The sequence below is a fragment of the Frankia casuarinae genome, assembly GCF_000013345.1.
Classification (GTDB): Bacteria; Actinomycetota; Actinomycetes; order Frankiales; family Frankiaceae; genus Frankia; species Frankia casuarinae.
Genome location: NC_007777.1, coordinates 2,814,377 through 2,830,167 on the forward strand (window position 1 = coordinate 2,814,377; position 15,791 = coordinate 2,830,167).

Sequence of the window (15,791 nt, forward strand, 5' to 3'; positions counted from 1 at the left end):
ATGATGATCATCCGGGTCGCGACGGCGCGAGCGGTGACGGTACTGATTACCGTCGCCCTGGCGGTCGGCGTCACCGCCTGCGGCACGGTCGACAGTCCGCTGCCGGCCCAGGCCCGACCCCTGGCCCCCGCGACGCCGACGCCCCCGCGGCCCGCCGCCCTCACGCCTGCCGCCCTCACGCCTGCCGCCGCGGCCGTGACGCCGACACCCACCTGCGACGATCCGCAGGCCAGCTGGCGCCCGCCGGGCCGGCTGCCCTCGCCGGGCGCGATGCCCACGGGCACCGTCCTGGAGACGATCGAACGCCGCGGCTACCTCATCGCCGGGGTGCTGGCCGACGTCCCGCCCTTCGGGTCGATCAGCCCGTTCACCGGCCAGTTCGAGGGCTTCGACGTGGAGATCGCCAACCTGGTCGGCCGGAGGATCTTCGGCGCGGACGGACACGTGCGGTTCCGCGCGGTCACCTACGCCGAGCGCATCCCGGTCCTGCGCGACGGCGCCGTCGACGTCGTCGTGGCGACCATGACGACGAACTGCGAGCGGCGCGCGCTGGTGGACTTCTCCGCCGTCTACTACAACGAGACGCAACGGGTCCTGGTCCCCCGCGACTCGCCGTACCAGGGGATGGACGATCTCGGTGGGCGACGGGTCTGCACGGCGGCCGGCGCGGCGGCCGGCGCGGCGGCGACCATCCGGCGGGCACCGTCGCGCCCGGTGCTGCGCACCGTGCCGAACATCGCCGACTGCCTCGTGCTGCTCCAGGCCGGGGAGGTCGACGCCGTCATGACCACCACGGCCATCCTCAACGGGATGGCCGCCCAGGACCCGCGGCTGTACGTTGTCGGACCGGCCCTGTCGGACGAGCCGGACGCGGTCGCCGTCAGCCTCGACCATCCGGAACTGACCCGCTTCGTCAACGGCGTGCTGGCCCGCGCGATCGCCGACGGCACCTGGAAACGGCTGGCCCGGCGGTGGCTGTCGGCACCGTTCGCCCCGCCGCCGACGCCACCGGTCGCCCGCTACCGGGACTGACCGATGATGATCTCTCGGTGGGAGATGGACGCGGTCCTGACCCGGCTGCGTTCGGGGGGCGCTCCCCCTCGCCCACCCCTCACCTCAACCCCGATCTCAACCACGATCTCAACCACGATCTCAACCGAGGAGCGTGCGTGAACGCGGTCATCCCCTGCCCGGAGCCGGACTGCGGCGGCGTCGTCGAGGACGGGTCGCGGACCGCACCGAGCCGGCTGGGCGCGGGTCTGGTCGAGGTGCCCGAGCCCGACGTGCCCGAGCCCGACGTGCCGGACCCGGCGTCGATGCTGCTGGCGGACCCGCAGATCCCGGAACGGCGGCGGGCCTGTGCCGGGTGCGGCGCGCCGGTGGGACGCGCCCGGGGCCGCCGGCCCGCGCGTCCCGAGGGCTTCTGCCCGGGATGCGGCCAGCCGTTCTCGTTCCGTCCCACGCTGCACGCCGGTGACCGCGTCGGGCCGTACGAGATCGCGGGGGCCCTCGCGCACGGCGGCCAGGGCTGGATCTACCTCGCCCGGGACCCGAGCGTCGCGGAGGGCTCCTGGGTCGTGCTCAAGGGCCTGCTCGACTCCGGCGACCGCGAGGCACAGGCCGCGGCCATCGCCGAGCGCCGGTTCCTGGCCTCCGTCGACCATCCGGCGATCGTGCGGATCTTCACCTTCGTCGAGCATGCCGGCACGAGCTACATCGTGATGGAGTACATCGGCGGCACCTCGCTGCGGGAGGTGCTGTGCCGGCGTCGGGCCGACGCCGGCCGGCCCGACCCGCTGCCGGTCACCCAGGCCGTCGCCTACCTCCTCGCGGCGCTGCCCGCCTTCGCCTACCTGCACCGAAACGGCCTGGTGTTCGGCGACTTCACACCCGACAACGTGATGCTCGGCCGGGAGACACCGCGCCTGATCGACCTCGACGCGATCCGTCGCATCGACGACGGCGCAGTAGCCGGAGCCGGCTGCGGCACCCTCGGCTACCAGGCACCCGAGGTGCCCACCACCGGCCCCTCGGTCGCCTCCGACCTGTTCGCCGTGGGACGCACTCTCGCGACCCTCATCCTGGACTTCCGCGGTAACACCTCGACCTACCTGCACACGATGCCACCGGCGGCGGACCATCCCGTCCTCGCCCGGCACGAGTCGCTGTACCGGTTCCTGCTCAAGGCGACCGCGCCCGATCCCGACCGCCGCTTCACCGGCGCCGAGGAGATGCACGACGAACTGCTGGGGGTGCTGCGGGAGATCGTCGCGGCCGAACGCGGGACACCGGCCCCGGCGCCGGCGCCGAGCCGGCGGTTCACCGGCGACCTCCACCCCACCGGCGAAGGTGGCCTCACCGGCGAAGGTGGCCTCACCGGCGAAGGTGGCCTCACCGGCGAAGGTGGCCTCACCGGCGAAGGTGGCCTCACCGCGCTGCCGCCGTGGTCGGTGCTGCCCCGGCTACGGGCCGACCCCGACGACCCGGCGGCGGACCCGCTCACCGCCCTGCCGGACCTCGCGCCCGAGCAGCTCGCCGAGCTGCTCGGTGCGATGGGAACCACCAGCGTCGGGGCGCGCCTGCACCTGGCCGACCTGCGGATGCGCCTGGGCCGGACCGCCGCCGCCCGCGAGATGCTCGCCGAGATCGAGGCGGAGGACCCCTTCGAGTGGCGGGTGGACTGGCAGCGCGGGCTGCTGGCACTCGCCGACGGCGACACCGCCGCGGCCCGCGGCGCGTTCGACCGGGTCTACGACGAGGTCCCGGGCGAGCTCGCGCCGAAGCTGGCGCTGGCGCGCACCGCGGAGGCCACCGGCGACCTCCCCCGGGCGCAGCAGCTGTATGACCTGGTGTCGCGCACCGACGACGCGTTCACCGGCGCGGCGTTCGGGCTGGCGCGGGTGCGGATCGCCGCGGGCAACCGCGACGGTGCGGTGGCCGCCTACCGCCGGGTACCACCGGCCTCGGCCGCCCACGTCGACGCCCAGATCCGGCTGGCCCGGGTACTCGGCACGGTGACCGTGGCCGGCGTCCCCAACCGGGCCGGCATCATGGCCGCGTCGGACGTGCTGGCCGGCCTGGACCTCGACTCGGGCCGCCGGGCCGCTCTCACCCGGGATCTGCTGACCACCGCGCTCGACCTGGTGGCGGCCGGCACGCTCCCGGTGGACCCGGGCGTCACGGTCGCCGGTGCCGCACTGCGGGAAGCGGACCTGCGCTTCGGCCTGGAACGCGCCTACCGGGAGCTCGCCCGGCTGGCCGCGACCACCGACGAGCGGTACGCCCTCGTCGACCTCGCCAACCGTGTCCGCCCGCGGACCCTGGTATGAACGCCGGACAGCGGCCGGGACCGGCGTCGGGGCCACGGGACCCCGGCCTGGCGGACCCCGGCACGGCGGACCCCGGCACGGCGGACCCCGGCACGGCGGGACGCTGCCCCGGCTGCGCGGCGCCGGTCCTTCCCGACGACCGGTTCTGCGAACGCTGCGGCGTGGCCCTGACGGCGGCCGGCCGCGAGCCCGGCGACCGGATCGATGTCGACCTGACGATCGCGGCCGGCGTGTCGGACCGCGGCCTCGTCCACCGGAGCAACGAGGACGGGTTCGCCCTCGCCGTCGTCGGCCCACCCGGGCCAGCCGGCCCGGCCTATCCAGCCGACCTGCCCGGCCCGGCCCGCCCGGCGGTCGTGGCGGTCGTGTGCGACGGGGTGTCGACGGCTCCCGGCTCGGGACCGGCCGCCGTGGCCGCTGCCCGGGACGCCACCGCCTTCCTGGCCGACGCCGTGGGCACGCCGAGGTCTCCCGAGCCGACGGGCGGCGGCGTCCCCTGGGAGAACGCCGCGCTGCGGGCGGCGGCCGCGGCCGCCCAGCGCAGCGCCGTCGCCTCGATCACCAGCCCCGACGACGCGCCGGCCTGCACGTTCGTCGCGGCGATCGTGACGGCGGACCGGCTCGCCGTCGGCTGGCTCGGGGACAGCAGAGCCTACCTACTCGGCCCGCGGGGCGCGCACCTGCTGACCGAGGACGACACGCTGGCGGCCGAGGCGGTGCGGGCCGGCCTGCTTCCGGCCGAGCTGGCCGAGACGGCGCCCGGCGCCCACACCATCACCCACTGGATCGGGACGGGCAGCGGGTCGGCGGTACCGCGCGTCGTCTCGCTGCCCCTCACCGGGCCGGGACGGGTGGTGCTGTGCAGCGACGGGCTGTGGAACTACGCCTCGGCCGCCACGGCCCTCGCCGGTCACGTCGGGCGCCTGCCGGCGGACGCGCCCGCCGCCGCGGTCGCCCACCATCTCGCCTCGGTGGCGCTGGCCGCCGGCGGCGCGGACAACATCACCGTGGTCGTCATCGACATATTCTGACTCAGCTCCAGAATTGCGAGGTCTAAACCGACGGAATCAAGTGGTTATGGCGACGCATGCTTTGCCGGCAAATCCTGGCTCGACCGGATCCCCAGGGACACCGGTCGAGCCAGGGGCGTCACCGATCAGGTCGTTGATCAGGTCGTTGATCAGGTCGCCGATTAAGGTCGTTGATTAAGGTTGTTGATCAGATGGAGAAGTCCTCGCCGTGCCACACACCGGCCTGGGGCGGGCGGATCGTGGGACGGGCTGCGACCCGCCCGTCGGCGCGGCCGTCGGTGTTCCCGGTGTTCCCGTCGAGCACCGCCTCCAGCTGGTCGACCCGGGTGAGCAGGGACTTCAGGCTGACGCCGACGAGGTCGGGGAGCACGTCGTCCTGACCGGGCAGGGCGGTGGCCGGCCGGGGACGGCTGGGGGTGATGACCTGGCCGGGGACGCCAACGACCACTGAGCCGGGCGGCACGGGCCGCACGACGACGGCGTTGGCCCCGATGCGGCTGTCCGAGCCGACGGTGATGTTGCCGAGAACCTTGGCGCCGGCACCGATGATCACTCGGTCGCCGATGGTGGGGTGCCGCTTGGTCGGTTCCAGGCTGGTGCCGCCGAGGGTGACCCCGTGGTAGATCGTGACGTCGGCGCCGACCTCGGCGGTCTCCCCGATGACCACGCCGGTGGCGTGGTCGATGAAGACGCCGGGGCCGAGCGTGGCGGCGGGGTGGATCTCGACCCCGGTGAGCATGCGGGTGAGCGTGGCAACCACGCGCCCGGGCAGCCGCAGGTCACGGGTCCACAGCCAGTGGCTGATCCGGTGGCCCCAGACGGCGTGCACGCCGGGATAGCACAGGGCGATCTCGAGGGTGGAGCGGGCGGCCGGATCCCGTTCCTTCACCGTGCGCAGGTCATGGCGCAGCGTCGAGAGCACAGCCGGTCACCCGAGCCCGGCGAACAACGGTGTGCTCAGGTAGCGCTCGCCGAAGTCCGGAAGCACGACGACGACCAGCTTCCCGGCGTTCTCCGGGCGGCGGGCTACCTGCAGCGCCGCCGACACCGCCGCGCCCGAGGAGATGCCCACCAGGAGTCCCTCCTCCTGGGCCAGCCGGCGGGCCAGGTCGAAGGCGTCCTCACCATCGACCTGGATGATCTCGTCGACGAGGCCGGTCTCCAGGACCGGCGGGACGAACCCGGCGCCGATGCCCTGGATCGGGTGCGGTCCCTTCACGCCGCCCGAGAGCACCGGCGATGCCGACGGCTCCACGGCGACGAACCGGGCCTCGGGCCTGCGCTCCTTGATGACCTGGGCGACGCCGGTGATGGTCCCGCCGGTGCCGACTCCGGCGACGAGCACGTCGATCTGCCCGTCGGTGTCGCGCCAGATCTCCTCGGCGGTCGTGGCGCGGTGGATCGCCGGGTTGGCCGGGTTCTCGAATTGCTGCGGGATGAGGTACCGTTCGTCGTTCTTCGCGAGCTCCTCCGCCTTCGCGATGGCGCCGGGCATGCCCTCGGCACCGGGGGTGAGCACGAGCTCCGCGCCGAGGGCCCGCAGCAGCATCCGCCGCTCGGTGCTCATCGTCTCAGGCATCGTCAGGACGCAGCGGTAGCCGCGGGCGGCGCACACCATGGCCAGGGCGATGCCGGTGTTCCCACTGGTGGGTTCGAGGATGACGGTGTCCGGCCCGATCAGCCCGGCCCGCTCCACGGCGTCGATCAGGGCCACACCGAGACGGTCCTTCACGCTGTGCGCCGGGTTGAAGGACTCCAGTTTGGCCACGACCTGGGCTCCCACTCCGTCCGTGACGCGACGCAATCGGACCAGCGGCGTGTTGCCGATCAGTTGCGTGATGTCTTCCGCGATCCTCATCGATGTTCTCCTCTGCCGGGCCCCGTGGTCATCCACTCTGCCAGGCCCGCACCTTCCCGACCTTCCTGACGACCTCGACGGGCCTGCTGGTTCGTCCACGGCCGGGAAAGTTAGGCCCACAGGTCCCCCGGGCCAACATCCGGAAGCCCCGGCCCGCCGGGTCGTCGTACCTGTACCGGCGTACCTGTACCGGCGCCTCAGGCCAGGCGCACAGTAGCCATCAACCCCCGGCAGCCATCAACCCCCCGGCAGCGAGTGCCTGGGTGGACTCCACGGTGACCATGCCGCTCAGCGAGTCACCGATCACTATTAGCCGTACATTATTCTCCGGACGGGTATGTGCGCCGCGGACACGGGCGATCCAGACACGGGCGATCCAGACACGGGCGATCCAGGTGTGGCCCCGCGCTGGCGGGAGTCGGGAGTTGTGGATGGAACCGACCGCCGAGACGTTGGCCCGGTGGGCGCACGACTACGCGCCGAGTGCCGCGGACCTCGACCTGGCGCAGCGCTCGCTGCTCGACACGATAGCGGTCACGCTCGCCGCCCGGCAGGACGATCTGGTGGCGCTGTCGGCCGGGCTGCCGGACGCGGCGCGCTGGGCGGCGGTCGGGCACGTCCTGGATTTCGACGACCTGCACCTGGAGTCGACCACCCACATCAGCGTGGTGTGCGTCCCCGCGACGCTGGCCGTCGGCGGGGACGCCCGCGCCTACCTGGCGGGGGCCGGGATGATGGCGCGGCTCGGGGTGGCGCTGGGCTGGTCGCACTATGCCGGCGGATGGCACGCCACCTGTACGGCCGGGGCGCCGGCCGCCGCCGTGTCCGCGTCGGTGGCGCTGGGCCTGTCGGCCGAGCGGATCGCCACCGCGATCGCGCTCTCGGTTCCCGCGGCCGGCGGGGTGCAGCGGGCATTCGGTTCCGCCGGCAAGTCCCTGCAGGTCGGCTTCGCCGCCGACGCGGGAGTTCGGGCGGCGAGGCTGGCCGCCGCCGGCGCCACCGCGGATCCGACCGCGCTGGATGCATGGCTCCGACTGGTCGGCGGCGACCCGGACCGCATCGACGTGACCGGCCCGGCGGTTCCCGGCGGGCTGGCGATCAAGATTTTTCCCTGCTGCTACGCACTGCAACGCCCGATCAGCGCGCTGCGCGAGCACCTGCCTGCCGACGTCGTCGCCTCGGGCATCACCGCGATCGAGGTGAGCACACCCGAGGGCGCGGTGCAGCCACTGATCCACCATCGGCCCCGCACCGGGCTGCAGGGGAAGTTCAGCCTTGAATATGCCATCGCCGCCGCACTGCTAGACCCCCATCCCGGCTTCGGGAGTTTCACCGACCTCGCCGTGACCCGACCCGAAGCCCAGCGTCTGCTCCAGCTCGTAGCCGTCACCGAGACCCCGGGCGGTGACGGGCTGCTCTCCGGCCGCATCGATATCACGCTCACCCTCAGCGGTGGCGCCCGGTACTCGGTGAGCCAGCGGCTGCCACCCGGGTCGCCCGGGCGGCCACCTTCGGACCAGGACCTGCGCGCCAAGATCGCCGACTGTGGCCCCGACGTTCCCGCGCTGCTGACCGGACTGGACTGGGCGCGTGCCGCGACGCTGCTGGCAGACCACCTGCCTGGCCAAAGGAGCGGCCTGACGTGACCGAGCACCACATGACCGAGCACCAGCGGCACCGCACTGCGCCGGGCGCCGCCCCGGACTCCCCTTCGCCGCACGTCCCGCTGCCGTTGGCCGGGGTGACCGTGGTCAGCCTGGAGCAGGCCGTCGCGGCCCCGTTCGCCACCCGCCAGCTGGCTGATTTCGGCGCGCGGGTCATCAAGATCGAACGGCCCGACGGCGGCGACTTCGCCCGCCGCTACGACGTGTCGGTGCACGGCCAGTCGAGCTACTTCGTGTGGCTCAACCGCTCCAAGGAATCCCTCACCCTGGACGTGAAAACCGCCGAGGGGCGCGCGGTTCTGGAGGAGCTGCTGGCCAGGGCCGACGTGCTGGTGCAGAACCTCGGCCCCGGCGCCGCCGCTCGCCTCGGCCTCGACGCCTCGTCCCTGGCCGACCGGCACCCTCGGGTGATCCCCTGCACGATCTCCGGCTACGGTACCGACGGGCCCTGGGCCGACCGGAAAGCCTACGACCTGCTCGTGCAGTGCGAGACCGGCCTCGTGTCGCTGACCGGTAGCCCGGACCAGATGGCGAAGGCCGGGATCTCGGTCGCCGACATCGCCGCCGGCATGTACGCCTACACCGGCATCCTCACCGCCCTCTACCGGCGCGCCACCACGGGGTCGGTCTCCGCGGTCGAGGTATCGTTGTTCGAGGCCCTCGCCGAGTGGATGGGTTCACCGGCCTACTACACCCGGTACGGCGGGCGGCAACCGGCACGGGTCGGCGCTCAGCACGCCACCATCGCCCCCTACGGCCCGTTCACCACCGCCGAGGACCAGACGGTGCTGCTGGCCATCCAGAACGAACGCGAATGGCACGCCTTCTGCCGGATCGTGCTCGACGACCCGACCCTGACCGAGGACCACCGCTTCGCGACCAACTCCGCACGCGTCGCCCACCGCGACGCCCTCAACGGGGTGATCGCGGACCGATTCGCCGCGCTCGATACCGGCACAGTGCTGGCGTTGCTGGCCAAAGCCGGTATCGCCAACGCCCGACTGAACTCCGTCGCCCACTTCCTCGACCATCCCGTCCTGACTGGCCGCGACCGGTGGCGCACCGTTGCCACCCCCGGCGGCGACATCGGTGCCCTCCTGCCTCCGGTCACCCTCACCGACCTGGACCCGGTGATGAACCCCGTTCCCGCCCTCGGCGAACACACCGACACCATCCTGCGCAGCCTGGGCCGCACCGATACCGCCATCGCCGCGCTCCGTGCCGACGGCGTCATCTGACCTCCGCCGACCCCCGGCCCCCCATCCAACGAGGACCAGCCATCCAAGAGGACCAGCCGAAGAGGACCCGGCGTGAGTACCTTGACCGCAGAAGAAAAAGCCATCGTCGACACCGTGCGCGACTTCGTCGATCGGGAGGTCCGCCCGGTCGCCCGGGACCTGGAACACGCCAACGACTATCCCGAGAAGCTCATCGAGCAGATGAAAAAGCTCGGCATCTTCGGCCTGACCATTCCGGAACCCTACGGCGAGGTTGCCGTCTCCACCCCCTGCTACGTCCAGGTCACCGAGCAGCTCGCCCGCGGCTGGATGAGCCTGGCCGGCGCGATGGGTGGCCACACCGTCGTCTCCACACTCATCCTCACCTTCGGCACCGAGCAGCAGAAGCTGCGTTATCTGCCCGCACTGGCCAGCGGTGAGATCCGCGCCACGATGGCGTTGACCGAACCCGCTGGAGGTTCCGACCTGCAGGCCCTCACCACCAGCGCCCGCCGCGCCGGTGAGCACTACGTGGTCAACGGGTCGAAGACGTGGATCACCAACGCCCGCCGCTCCCAGCTGATCGCGCTGCTGTGCAGGACCGATCCGAAAGCCGAGCCCAGGCACAAGGGCATCAGCATCCTGCTCGTCGAACCCGGCGACGGATTCACCGTGTCCAGGGACCTGCCAAAACTCGGCTACAAGGGCGTCGAAAGCTGTGAGCTGTCCTTCGATGACTACCATGTCCCCGTCGATGCGCTGCTCGGCGGTGAGGAAGGCCGCGGATTCGCGCAGATGATGAAGGGCCTGGAGATCGGCCGGATCCAGGTCGCCGCCCGCGCCCTCGGTGTCGCCCGCGCCGCGCTGGACGACGCACTGCGTTACGCCCAGGAACGCGAGGCCTTCGGCAAGCCGATCTGGAAACACCAGTCCATCGGCAACTACCTCGCCGACATGGCCACCAAGTACACCGCTGCCCGCCAGCTCGTGCTCCTGGCCGCCGACCGCTACGACGCCGGCGACCGATGCGACCTGGAAGCCGGGATGGCCAAGCTGTTCGCCTCGGAAACCGCGATGGAGATCGCGCTCAACGCGGTCCGGGTGCACGGCGGCTACGGCTACTCCACCGAGTTCGACGTCGAACGCTACTTCCGTGACGCCCCACTCATGATCATCGGCGAAGGCACCAACGAGATCCAGCGCAACGTCATCGCCGCCCAGCTCGTCGCCCGAGGGGGAATCACCCCTTGATGGGAATCATCCCTTGACCAGCATCGCCGCCGTCCGTACCCGGCGACGTCCGGCGATCCTCCCGATCATGGTGCCGGCTGAACCGCGGAGGGTCAGGCACGGTTCACGACCTGCGGGCCGTGCCGAACCCTCCACACTCAACCCTCCACACTTTTCCGTCGCGACGTCGGCCTCCTCCCTACACTGGTTCCCGTGACGGCGGCGGTGGGCAAACGGCAGGCCGTGGTCGCGGTGCTGCTGAGGGCCGGTCGCGTACTGGTCATCCGGCGTGGGCCGCAGGCGCGGAGACCGGGCTACTGGGCTCCGCTGAGCGGCCGGATCGAGCCCGGCGAGAGCCAGGCGGCGGCGCTGGTTCGCGAGGTCCGTGAGGAGGTGGGGCTGGCGGTCACCCCCCTTGCGAAGGTCTGGGAATGCGACACCGACGACGGCAGCTACCAGCTGCACTGGTGGACCGCCGAGGTCGGATCCGACGAGGAACTGATCCTCGACCCGGGCGAGGTGAGCGACGCCCGCTGGGTGACGCCGCACGAGTTCACCCGGCTGGAGCTCACGTTCGCCGGTCACCACGAATTCTTCGAACGGGTGCTTCCGACCCTCGGTTAACCGGCTGTCCGATGTCGAGGCGGACCTGCCGGCGGGTCATTGTGGGGCGGGTCATTGAGTGGCGTGGTGGCCGGCCGGTGGGGGTCCGGGGTTCGGGAGGCCGGCGGCGACGGCCCGGGCGCGGACGCCGATATCGGCCTGGTCGGTGAACAGCCCGTCGATGCCCGTCTTGAGATAGGCAACCTGTTCGTCGACGGCCCGGCCGAGGTCGCTGGGGTTGGCGCCCACCTGGTAGTCCTTCGGGAGGAAGGTGTTCTCCGCGCGGAAGGTGTACGGGTGCACCACCAACCCGGCGGCGTGGGCGTCGGTGACCAGGGAGGTCGGGGTACCCAGCGTCCCGTCCCCGGCCCGGGGGATGATCTGAAGCTTGTCCGGGCCGATGCCGTTCGCGTAGCGGGCGATCTGCCACAGCCCGGCCAGCGTCGACAGATCCTGGTACGTCCGCGGGTCGCCGGCATTGACGAGATCGAACGGTGCGCCCGTGGCGGACAGCAGCTGTACCGAGGCCGTGCGCAGGCCGAGTGTGCGCAGCTCGCAGAGATTCGTGGTCTCAAAGGACTGGACGTACACCGGCGCGCCCCGGTGGTTCAGGCCGTACCGGACCAGGATGTCCAGCAGCCGCCGCTCCAGGGGCAGGCCGGCCTTGGCGAAGTAGGTCGGGTGCTTGGTCTCCGGGTAGACGCCGATCTCGCGGCCGAGTTCCCGGGACAGCCGGGCGCGCAGGTCGAGCAGTTCGGTGAACGTCGGGATCTCGGACTGGCCGTCGTACCTGGTGTTCCGCGGGCGGACCTCGGGCAGCCGTTCCTTGGCGCGCAGCGTCTTCAGTTCGGCCAGGGTGAAGTCCTCGGTGAACCAGCCGGTGGTCGCGACGCCGTCGAGAATCTTCGTCGTCCGGCGGGCGGCGAACTCGGGATGCGCGACGACGTCGGTGGTTCCGCCGATCTCCGGCTCGTGCCGGCAGACCAGGACGCCGTCCCTGGTGGACACGAGGTCCGGCTCGACGAAGTCGGCACCCAACCGGGCGGCCAGTTCGTAGGAGGCCAGGGTGTGCTCCGGGCGGTAGCCGGCCGCTCCCCGATGCCCGATCACCAGTGTCGGGCGACGCTGGCCACCGCCGGAACCAAGGGCGCCCGCCGGGGCGACCGACGCGGCTACCGGGACGAGGAGAGGGACGGCGGCGAAAGGCGCTGCGACGATCCCCGCGAGCACGCGACGACGGTCCACAAGTCCTCCAGCGCAGCGGCGACGACCCTCGCCGACGGAGCGCCCATAAAGCCAACCGGAAACAGCCGACCAACGAACGGACCACGTGTTACCCGCCGTGGTCGCCCAGATGGCACTTTGATGAACCTGGCGCACGAACAGCCGGCCGTAACCATCAGCCGCGCGCAACGGTGACGACCTCGGTCAGCCCGCCTCCGTCAGCGTGCGGACCGCGGTGACACGAGCGGCCCTACAGCCGGCCGGTCGGTACGGGCCGCTACGGTGCTGTGCCGGGCAGCGGGGAACAGAACCCGCTCAGCCCGGGGCTGCCGGGGCGGCCGACACCCGGACACCGCAGGTGAGGTTGGCCAGGTAGACCTGGGTGCGTCCGCTCGGGTCCAGCAGCAACGGCGGACCGCCGCGGGCCGCGGTACCGAAGCTGATCTCCCGGCCGTCGGCGGCGTCGTGGAGCTGCAGCCCGCAGTCGTCCGAGCCGGCGAAGTCCACGACCTCGACCCGGACAAGGCCCGAGGCGACCTCGAACGCGTCGGTGTCGCCGGTGCCGGCCTGCTGGGCGAAGGGCAGGACGGCCGTCCCCGATCCGGAGCGGGCCGTCACCGAGCACCCGGGGTCGTTGGCCCGCCAGTGGAAGCCGCCGACAAGCGGTACCTGGAAGGTCTTCGCGCCGTAGACCTCCTTGATCGCCTTCTGCTCGCCAGTGCTGTCGCTGGTCACGGTGATCGTGCACCCGTTGTCGGTGCCCTCGATCTGGTCGATGATCGCGAGACGCCACGGCGCGTCGGCGGTGAAGGACTGCCGGCCACTCGCCGAGTTGTCCGCGCTCGAGTTGTCGCCCCCGATCACCAGCACGGCGGCGAGCGCCCCCGCGAGCGCGAGGATCACGACGGTGCCGGCGCCCACCAACAGCCAGCGACGGCGACGGCGTGCCCGCGGCTCGGATGAAGCCGGGATCTGCGGTGCAGCCGGGATCTGCGGTGCAGCCGGTGGGGTGGGTGTCCGGGCGGCGTCGGGAAGGACGCGCGTCACCGGGATCCGCGCCCCCCGGGCGTGACCGACGAGCCGCTCGCACAGGTCGAGCGCGGTGGGCCGTTGCGGCGGCTGGCGGTCGAGTGCCTCGCGGACGGGCGCGTGCAGCTCCGGAGCGAGCCGGTCGAAGTCGATCTGGAACTCGGCGGCCGCGATCCGCGACGCCACCGCGTCGGCGGAGCCGCTGCCGAACGGCGGCTGGCCGGTGGCTGCGAAGCAGACCAGGGCCCCCCAGCCGAACACGTCGCTGGCCGCGGTGACCTCCCCGCCTGTGGCCTGCTCCGGCGAGAGCCACCCGGGCGTGCCGACGACTCCGCCCACCGCGGTCAGCGGGCGCGCCTCGGCCGCCGCGGCGATCCCGAAGTCGATGACCTTCGGCCCGTCCGCGGTCCACAGCACATTGGACGGTTTGAGATCGCGGTGGATCAGGCCGGCCGCGTGGATGGACGCCAACGCCTCGGCGAGCCCGGCCGCCAGGATGATCTGCTCCCCGGTGGACAGGGGGCCGGCCGCCGCGACCTGGGCGGCGAGGTCCGGGGCGTCGACGAACTCGGTGGCCAGCCATGGACGTTCGGCCTCCAGCTCGAAGTCGACGAGCCGGGCGGTGTGGGCACCGCCGACCCGGAAACACGCCTGGACCTCGCGATGGAATCGCGCCCGGAACTGCGGATCGTCGGCGTACTCCGGTCGGATCAGCTTGACCGCGACCTGGCCGAGGGGACCCTCGGCCAGGTAGACCACACCCATCCCGCCGGCACCGAGCCTGCCCAGCACCCGGTGCCGGCCCAGCGACCCCGGATCCGTGGCCCGCGGCGGCTGCATCCTGACGCCGTGCGCGTCGCCCGGCACATCCACCCCCGTCTGCTCACCGCCGCCACCGAGCGGGTCGCCCCACTATCGCCGAGGCCTGCGACGGTGACGAGAGCACCCCGACGATCGCTACTTTTCGTAGTCGTCGCACGCGACGAGGGTGCGCGACCGCCCCGCCGACGGCCGTACCGGCCGGACAGCCGAGGCGACGGCGTCCGTGACGGCATCCGCGACCGCATCTGTGACGTCTTAATGGCCACCAGAGCTTGCACATGACGTCAACTTGGCGCCATTATGGCGTCATGGACCTTGCACCGTATGTCGAGAACCTCCGCCGGGAACTCGCGGCAGCCGCGGAAGCCGGGGGTGAGGACGCCCGCGCGCTGGCCGAGCGGCTCGCCCTGCCGCTGGACTCGGCCGTCAGGCTCGCCCTGCTGGAGGCGCTGTCGGCCGCCGCCGACGAGATCACCCGAGAGTTGGCACCGGGCTCGGTCGAGGTACGCCTGCGTGGGCGAGACCCTGATTTTGTCGTGACGCCACCACCGGCCGACCACTCGGATGCGGACGACTTCGAGGCCGCCGTGGTCAGGCAACCGTCCGCCGCTCCAGAGGACGACGAGGGACGTACCTCGCGGATCACGCTACGCGTCCCCGAGCGTCTCAAACCGCGCATCGATGAAGCGGCCGAGCACGAAGGACTGTCCGTCAACGCCTGGCTGGTGCACGCCGTCTGCGCCGCGCTCGACCCCGGTGCCGCGGGGCGGCGCACCGGTCCGCACGCAGGCCAGCAGATGGGACTGCGTTACAGCGGCTGGGTGCGTTAGCCACGCCGGCGTTAGCCACGCCGGCGTTAGCCACGCCGGCGTTCACCGCGTCCGGGCAAGCCATGTCCAGGCTGACGACGTTACAAGGAGATCATCATGCCGACTTTTCGCACCCCCGAACCGATCCTCGCCGTCATCGAACTCGGGACCGGCCACGTCCGGATCAACGCGAGCGACCGCGCCGACACGGTCGTGGAGGTACGCCCGAGCGACCCGTCGCACGACACCGACGTGCGGACGGCGCGGGAGACCCGCATCGAATATGACAAAGGCAAGCTTCACCTCAGAGCGCCCAGGAAGACGGCCCGCTCGCTGTTCGGGTCGGACGGCTCCGTCACCGTGACAGTCGAGCTGCCCACCGGTTCGCGGGTCGAGGCGAGCTCGATGACCAACATCCAGAGCACGGGCCGCCTGGGCGATTCCAGCTTCCACACCGCCACCGGCGACATTGACCTTGACCAGACCGGCAGGCTCCGGCTGGGGACCGCCGACGGGAACGTGTCCGTGGGCCGCACGACCGGGCACGCCGAGATCAAGACCTCGAACGGCATGATCCGGATCCGCGAGATCGACGGCTCGGCGGTAGTCAAGACGGCCAACGGGGGCGTCACCATCGGTGAGGTGACGGGAGACGCACGGCTGATCACTGCCTCCGGTGCCATCACCGTCGACCGCGCGCTGGCGGGCGTCGAGGCCAGGACCGCCTCGGGCAGCGTGCGGATCGGCGAAGTGGTGCGCGGCACAGTCGCGCTCGTATCCGGTTCCGGCCGGCTCGAAGTGGGAGTACGGAAAGGTACCGCCGCCCTGCTGGACGTCCGCTCGGGACGCGGCGGTGTGCACAGCGAACTGACCGCCATCCACGCCCCCGCGCCCACCGACGAGACCGTCGAGGTGCGCGCCCGTAGCGGCGACGGCGACATCCTGATCCACCGTGCCTGACCGTTCCCGAAGCGC

At 72.0% G+C, this 15,791-nt stretch carries 13 protein-coding genes; 9 read left to right on the plus strand and 4 right to left on the minus strand.

Translation table 11 applies throughout. The annotated features are described in order from the left end of the window. The 3 genes from FRANCCI3_RS12185 (at window position 1) to FRANCCI3_RS12195 (ending at window position 4,360) form a co-directional block, all read left to right on the plus strand. On the plus strand, window positions 1-1,032 hold the full coding sequence (locus tag FRANCCI3_RS12185) for a glutamate ABC transporter substrate-binding protein (protein WP_011436835.1): 1,032 nt from the start codon (window positions 1-3) through the stop codon (window positions 1,030-1,032). A gap of 137 nt (window positions 1,033-1,169) precedes the next feature. Next, on the plus strand, window positions 1,170-3,329 hold the full coding sequence (locus tag FRANCCI3_RS12190; RefSeq protein ID WP_148214910.1) for a serine/threonine-protein kinase: 2,160 nt from the start codon (window positions 1,170-1,172) through the stop codon (window positions 3,327-3,329). Next, window positions 3,326-4,360, plus strand: a complete 1,035-nt coding sequence (locus tag FRANCCI3_RS12195; RefSeq protein WP_011436837.1) for a protein phosphatase 2C domain-containing protein — start codon at window positions 3,326-3,328, stop codon at window positions 4,358-4,360. The genes FRANCCI3_RS12190 and FRANCCI3_RS12195 overlap by 4 nt, the downstream gene beginning before the upstream one ends. A 187-nt stretch (window positions 4,361-4,547) precedes the next feature. Here the strand turns inward: FRANCCI3_RS12195 and cysE are convergent, their stop codons facing one another. Together cysE and cysK are read right to left on the minus strand one after the other, a co-directional pair. After that, window positions 4,548-5,282 (minus strand): serine O-acetyltransferase, encoded by a 735-nt coding sequence (cysE, locus tag FRANCCI3_RS12200; protein ID WP_011436838.1) that lies wholly within the window; start codon window positions 5,280-5,282, stop codon window positions 4,548-4,550. A gap of 6 nt (window positions 5,283-5,288) precedes the next feature. Further along, window positions 5,289-6,218 carry a cysteine synthase A gene (gene cysK / locus FRANCCI3_RS12205; RefSeq protein WP_011436839.1) on the minus strand — a complete coding sequence of 310 codons (930 nt, stop codon included), beginning with the start codon at window positions 6,216-6,218 and terminating at the stop codon, window positions 5,289-5,291. Window positions 6,219-6,649: 431 nt separating this feature from the next. Here cysK and FRANCCI3_RS12210 point away from each other — a divergent pair, with 431 nt between their 5' ends. The 4 genes from FRANCCI3_RS12210 to FRANCCI3_RS12225 all read left to right on the plus strand — a co-directional run bounded on the left by FRANCCI3_RS12210 (window position 6,650) and on the right by FRANCCI3_RS12225 (window position 10,953). Then, window positions 6,650-7,864 (plus strand): MmgE/PrpD family protein, encoded by a 1,215-nt coding sequence (locus FRANCCI3_RS12210; protein ID WP_011436840.1) that lies wholly within the window; start codon window positions 6,650-6,652, stop codon window positions 7,862-7,864. Next, window positions 7,861-9,120 (plus strand): CaiB/BaiF CoA transferase family protein, encoded by a 1,260-nt coding sequence (locus tag FRANCCI3_RS12215; RefSeq protein WP_011436841.1) that lies wholly within the window; start codon window positions 7,861-7,863, stop codon window positions 9,118-9,120. Before FRANCCI3_RS12210 ends, FRANCCI3_RS12215 begins: the two co-directional genes overlap by 4 nt. 72 nt (window positions 9,121-9,192) lie before the next feature. Continuing rightward, the gene (locus tag FRANCCI3_RS12220) at window positions 9,193-10,350 is read left to right on the plus strand and encodes an acyl-CoA dehydrogenase family protein (RefSeq protein WP_011436842.1); all 1,158 of its coding nucleotides are present in this window, start codon (window positions 9,193-9,195) and stop codon (window positions 10,348-10,350) included. Window positions 10,351-10,554: 204 nt separating this feature from the next. Next, on the plus strand, window positions 10,555-10,953 hold the full coding sequence (locus FRANCCI3_RS12225; RefSeq protein ID WP_011436843.1) for an NUDIX hydrolase: 399 nt from the start codon (window positions 10,555-10,557) through the stop codon (window positions 10,951-10,953). Window positions 10,954-11,004: 51 nt separating this feature from the next. Here the strand turns inward: FRANCCI3_RS12225 and FRANCCI3_RS12230 are convergent, their stop codons facing one another. Further along, complete coding sequence (locus tag FRANCCI3_RS12230) at window positions 11,005-12,162, minus strand: glycerophosphodiester phosphodiesterase (RefSeq protein ID WP_232235113.1); 1,158 nt, start codon at window positions 12,160-12,162, stop codon at window positions 11,005-11,007. Between the two features lie 309 nt (window positions 12,163-12,471). Continuing rightward, window positions 12,472-14,058, minus strand: coding sequence for a serine/threonine-protein kinase (locus FRANCCI3_RS12235; protein WP_023840258.1), 1,587 nt, complete (start codon window positions 14,056-14,058; stop codon window positions 12,472-12,474). Window positions 14,059-14,315: 257 nt separating this feature from the next. On the opposite strand from FRANCCI3_RS12235, the gene FRANCCI3_RS12240 reads away from it, so the two are divergent. After that, entirely contained in the window at window positions 14,316-14,837 is a 522-nt protein-coding gene (locus tag FRANCCI3_RS12240; RefSeq protein WP_035732780.1) for a toxin-antitoxin system HicB family antitoxin, read from the plus strand. A 96-nt stretch (window positions 14,838-14,933) separates the two neighbouring features. Continuing rightward, window positions 14,934-15,776: a DUF4097 family beta strand repeat-containing protein gene (locus FRANCCI3_RS12245; RefSeq protein ID WP_011436847.1), complete on the plus strand. Its 843-nt coding sequence runs from the start codon at window positions 14,934-14,936 to the stop codon at window positions 15,774-15,776. Window positions 15,777-15,791: the final 15 nt, after the last annotated feature.

What these genes read in the sequence shown, in the direction of transcription:
- cysK (WP_011436839.1), bottom strand. Translation starts at nt 6,218, where the DNA reads ATGAGGATCGCGGAAGACATCACGCAACTGATCGGCAACACGCCGCTG.
- FRANCCI3_RS12245 (WP_011436847.1), top strand. Translation starts at nt 14,934, where the DNA reads ATGCCGACTTTTCGCACCCCCGAACCGATCCTCGCCGTCATCGAACTC.
- FRANCCI3_RS12210 (WP_011436840.1), top strand. Translation starts at nt 6,650, where the DNA reads ATGGAACCGACCGCCGAGACGTTGGCCCGGTGGGCGCACGACTACGCG.
- FRANCCI3_RS12185 (WP_011436835.1), top strand. Translation starts at nt 1, where the DNA reads ATGATGATCATCCGGGTCGCGACGGCGCGAGCGGTGACGGTACTGATT.
- FRANCCI3_RS12195 (WP_011436837.1), top strand. Translation starts at nt 3,326, where the DNA reads ATGAACGCCGGACAGCGGCCGGGACCGGCGTCGGGGCCACGGGACCCC.
- FRANCCI3_RS12240 (WP_035732780.1), top strand. Translation starts at nt 14,316, where the DNA reads ATGGACCTTGCACCGTATGTCGAGAACCTCCGCCGGGAACTCGCGGCA.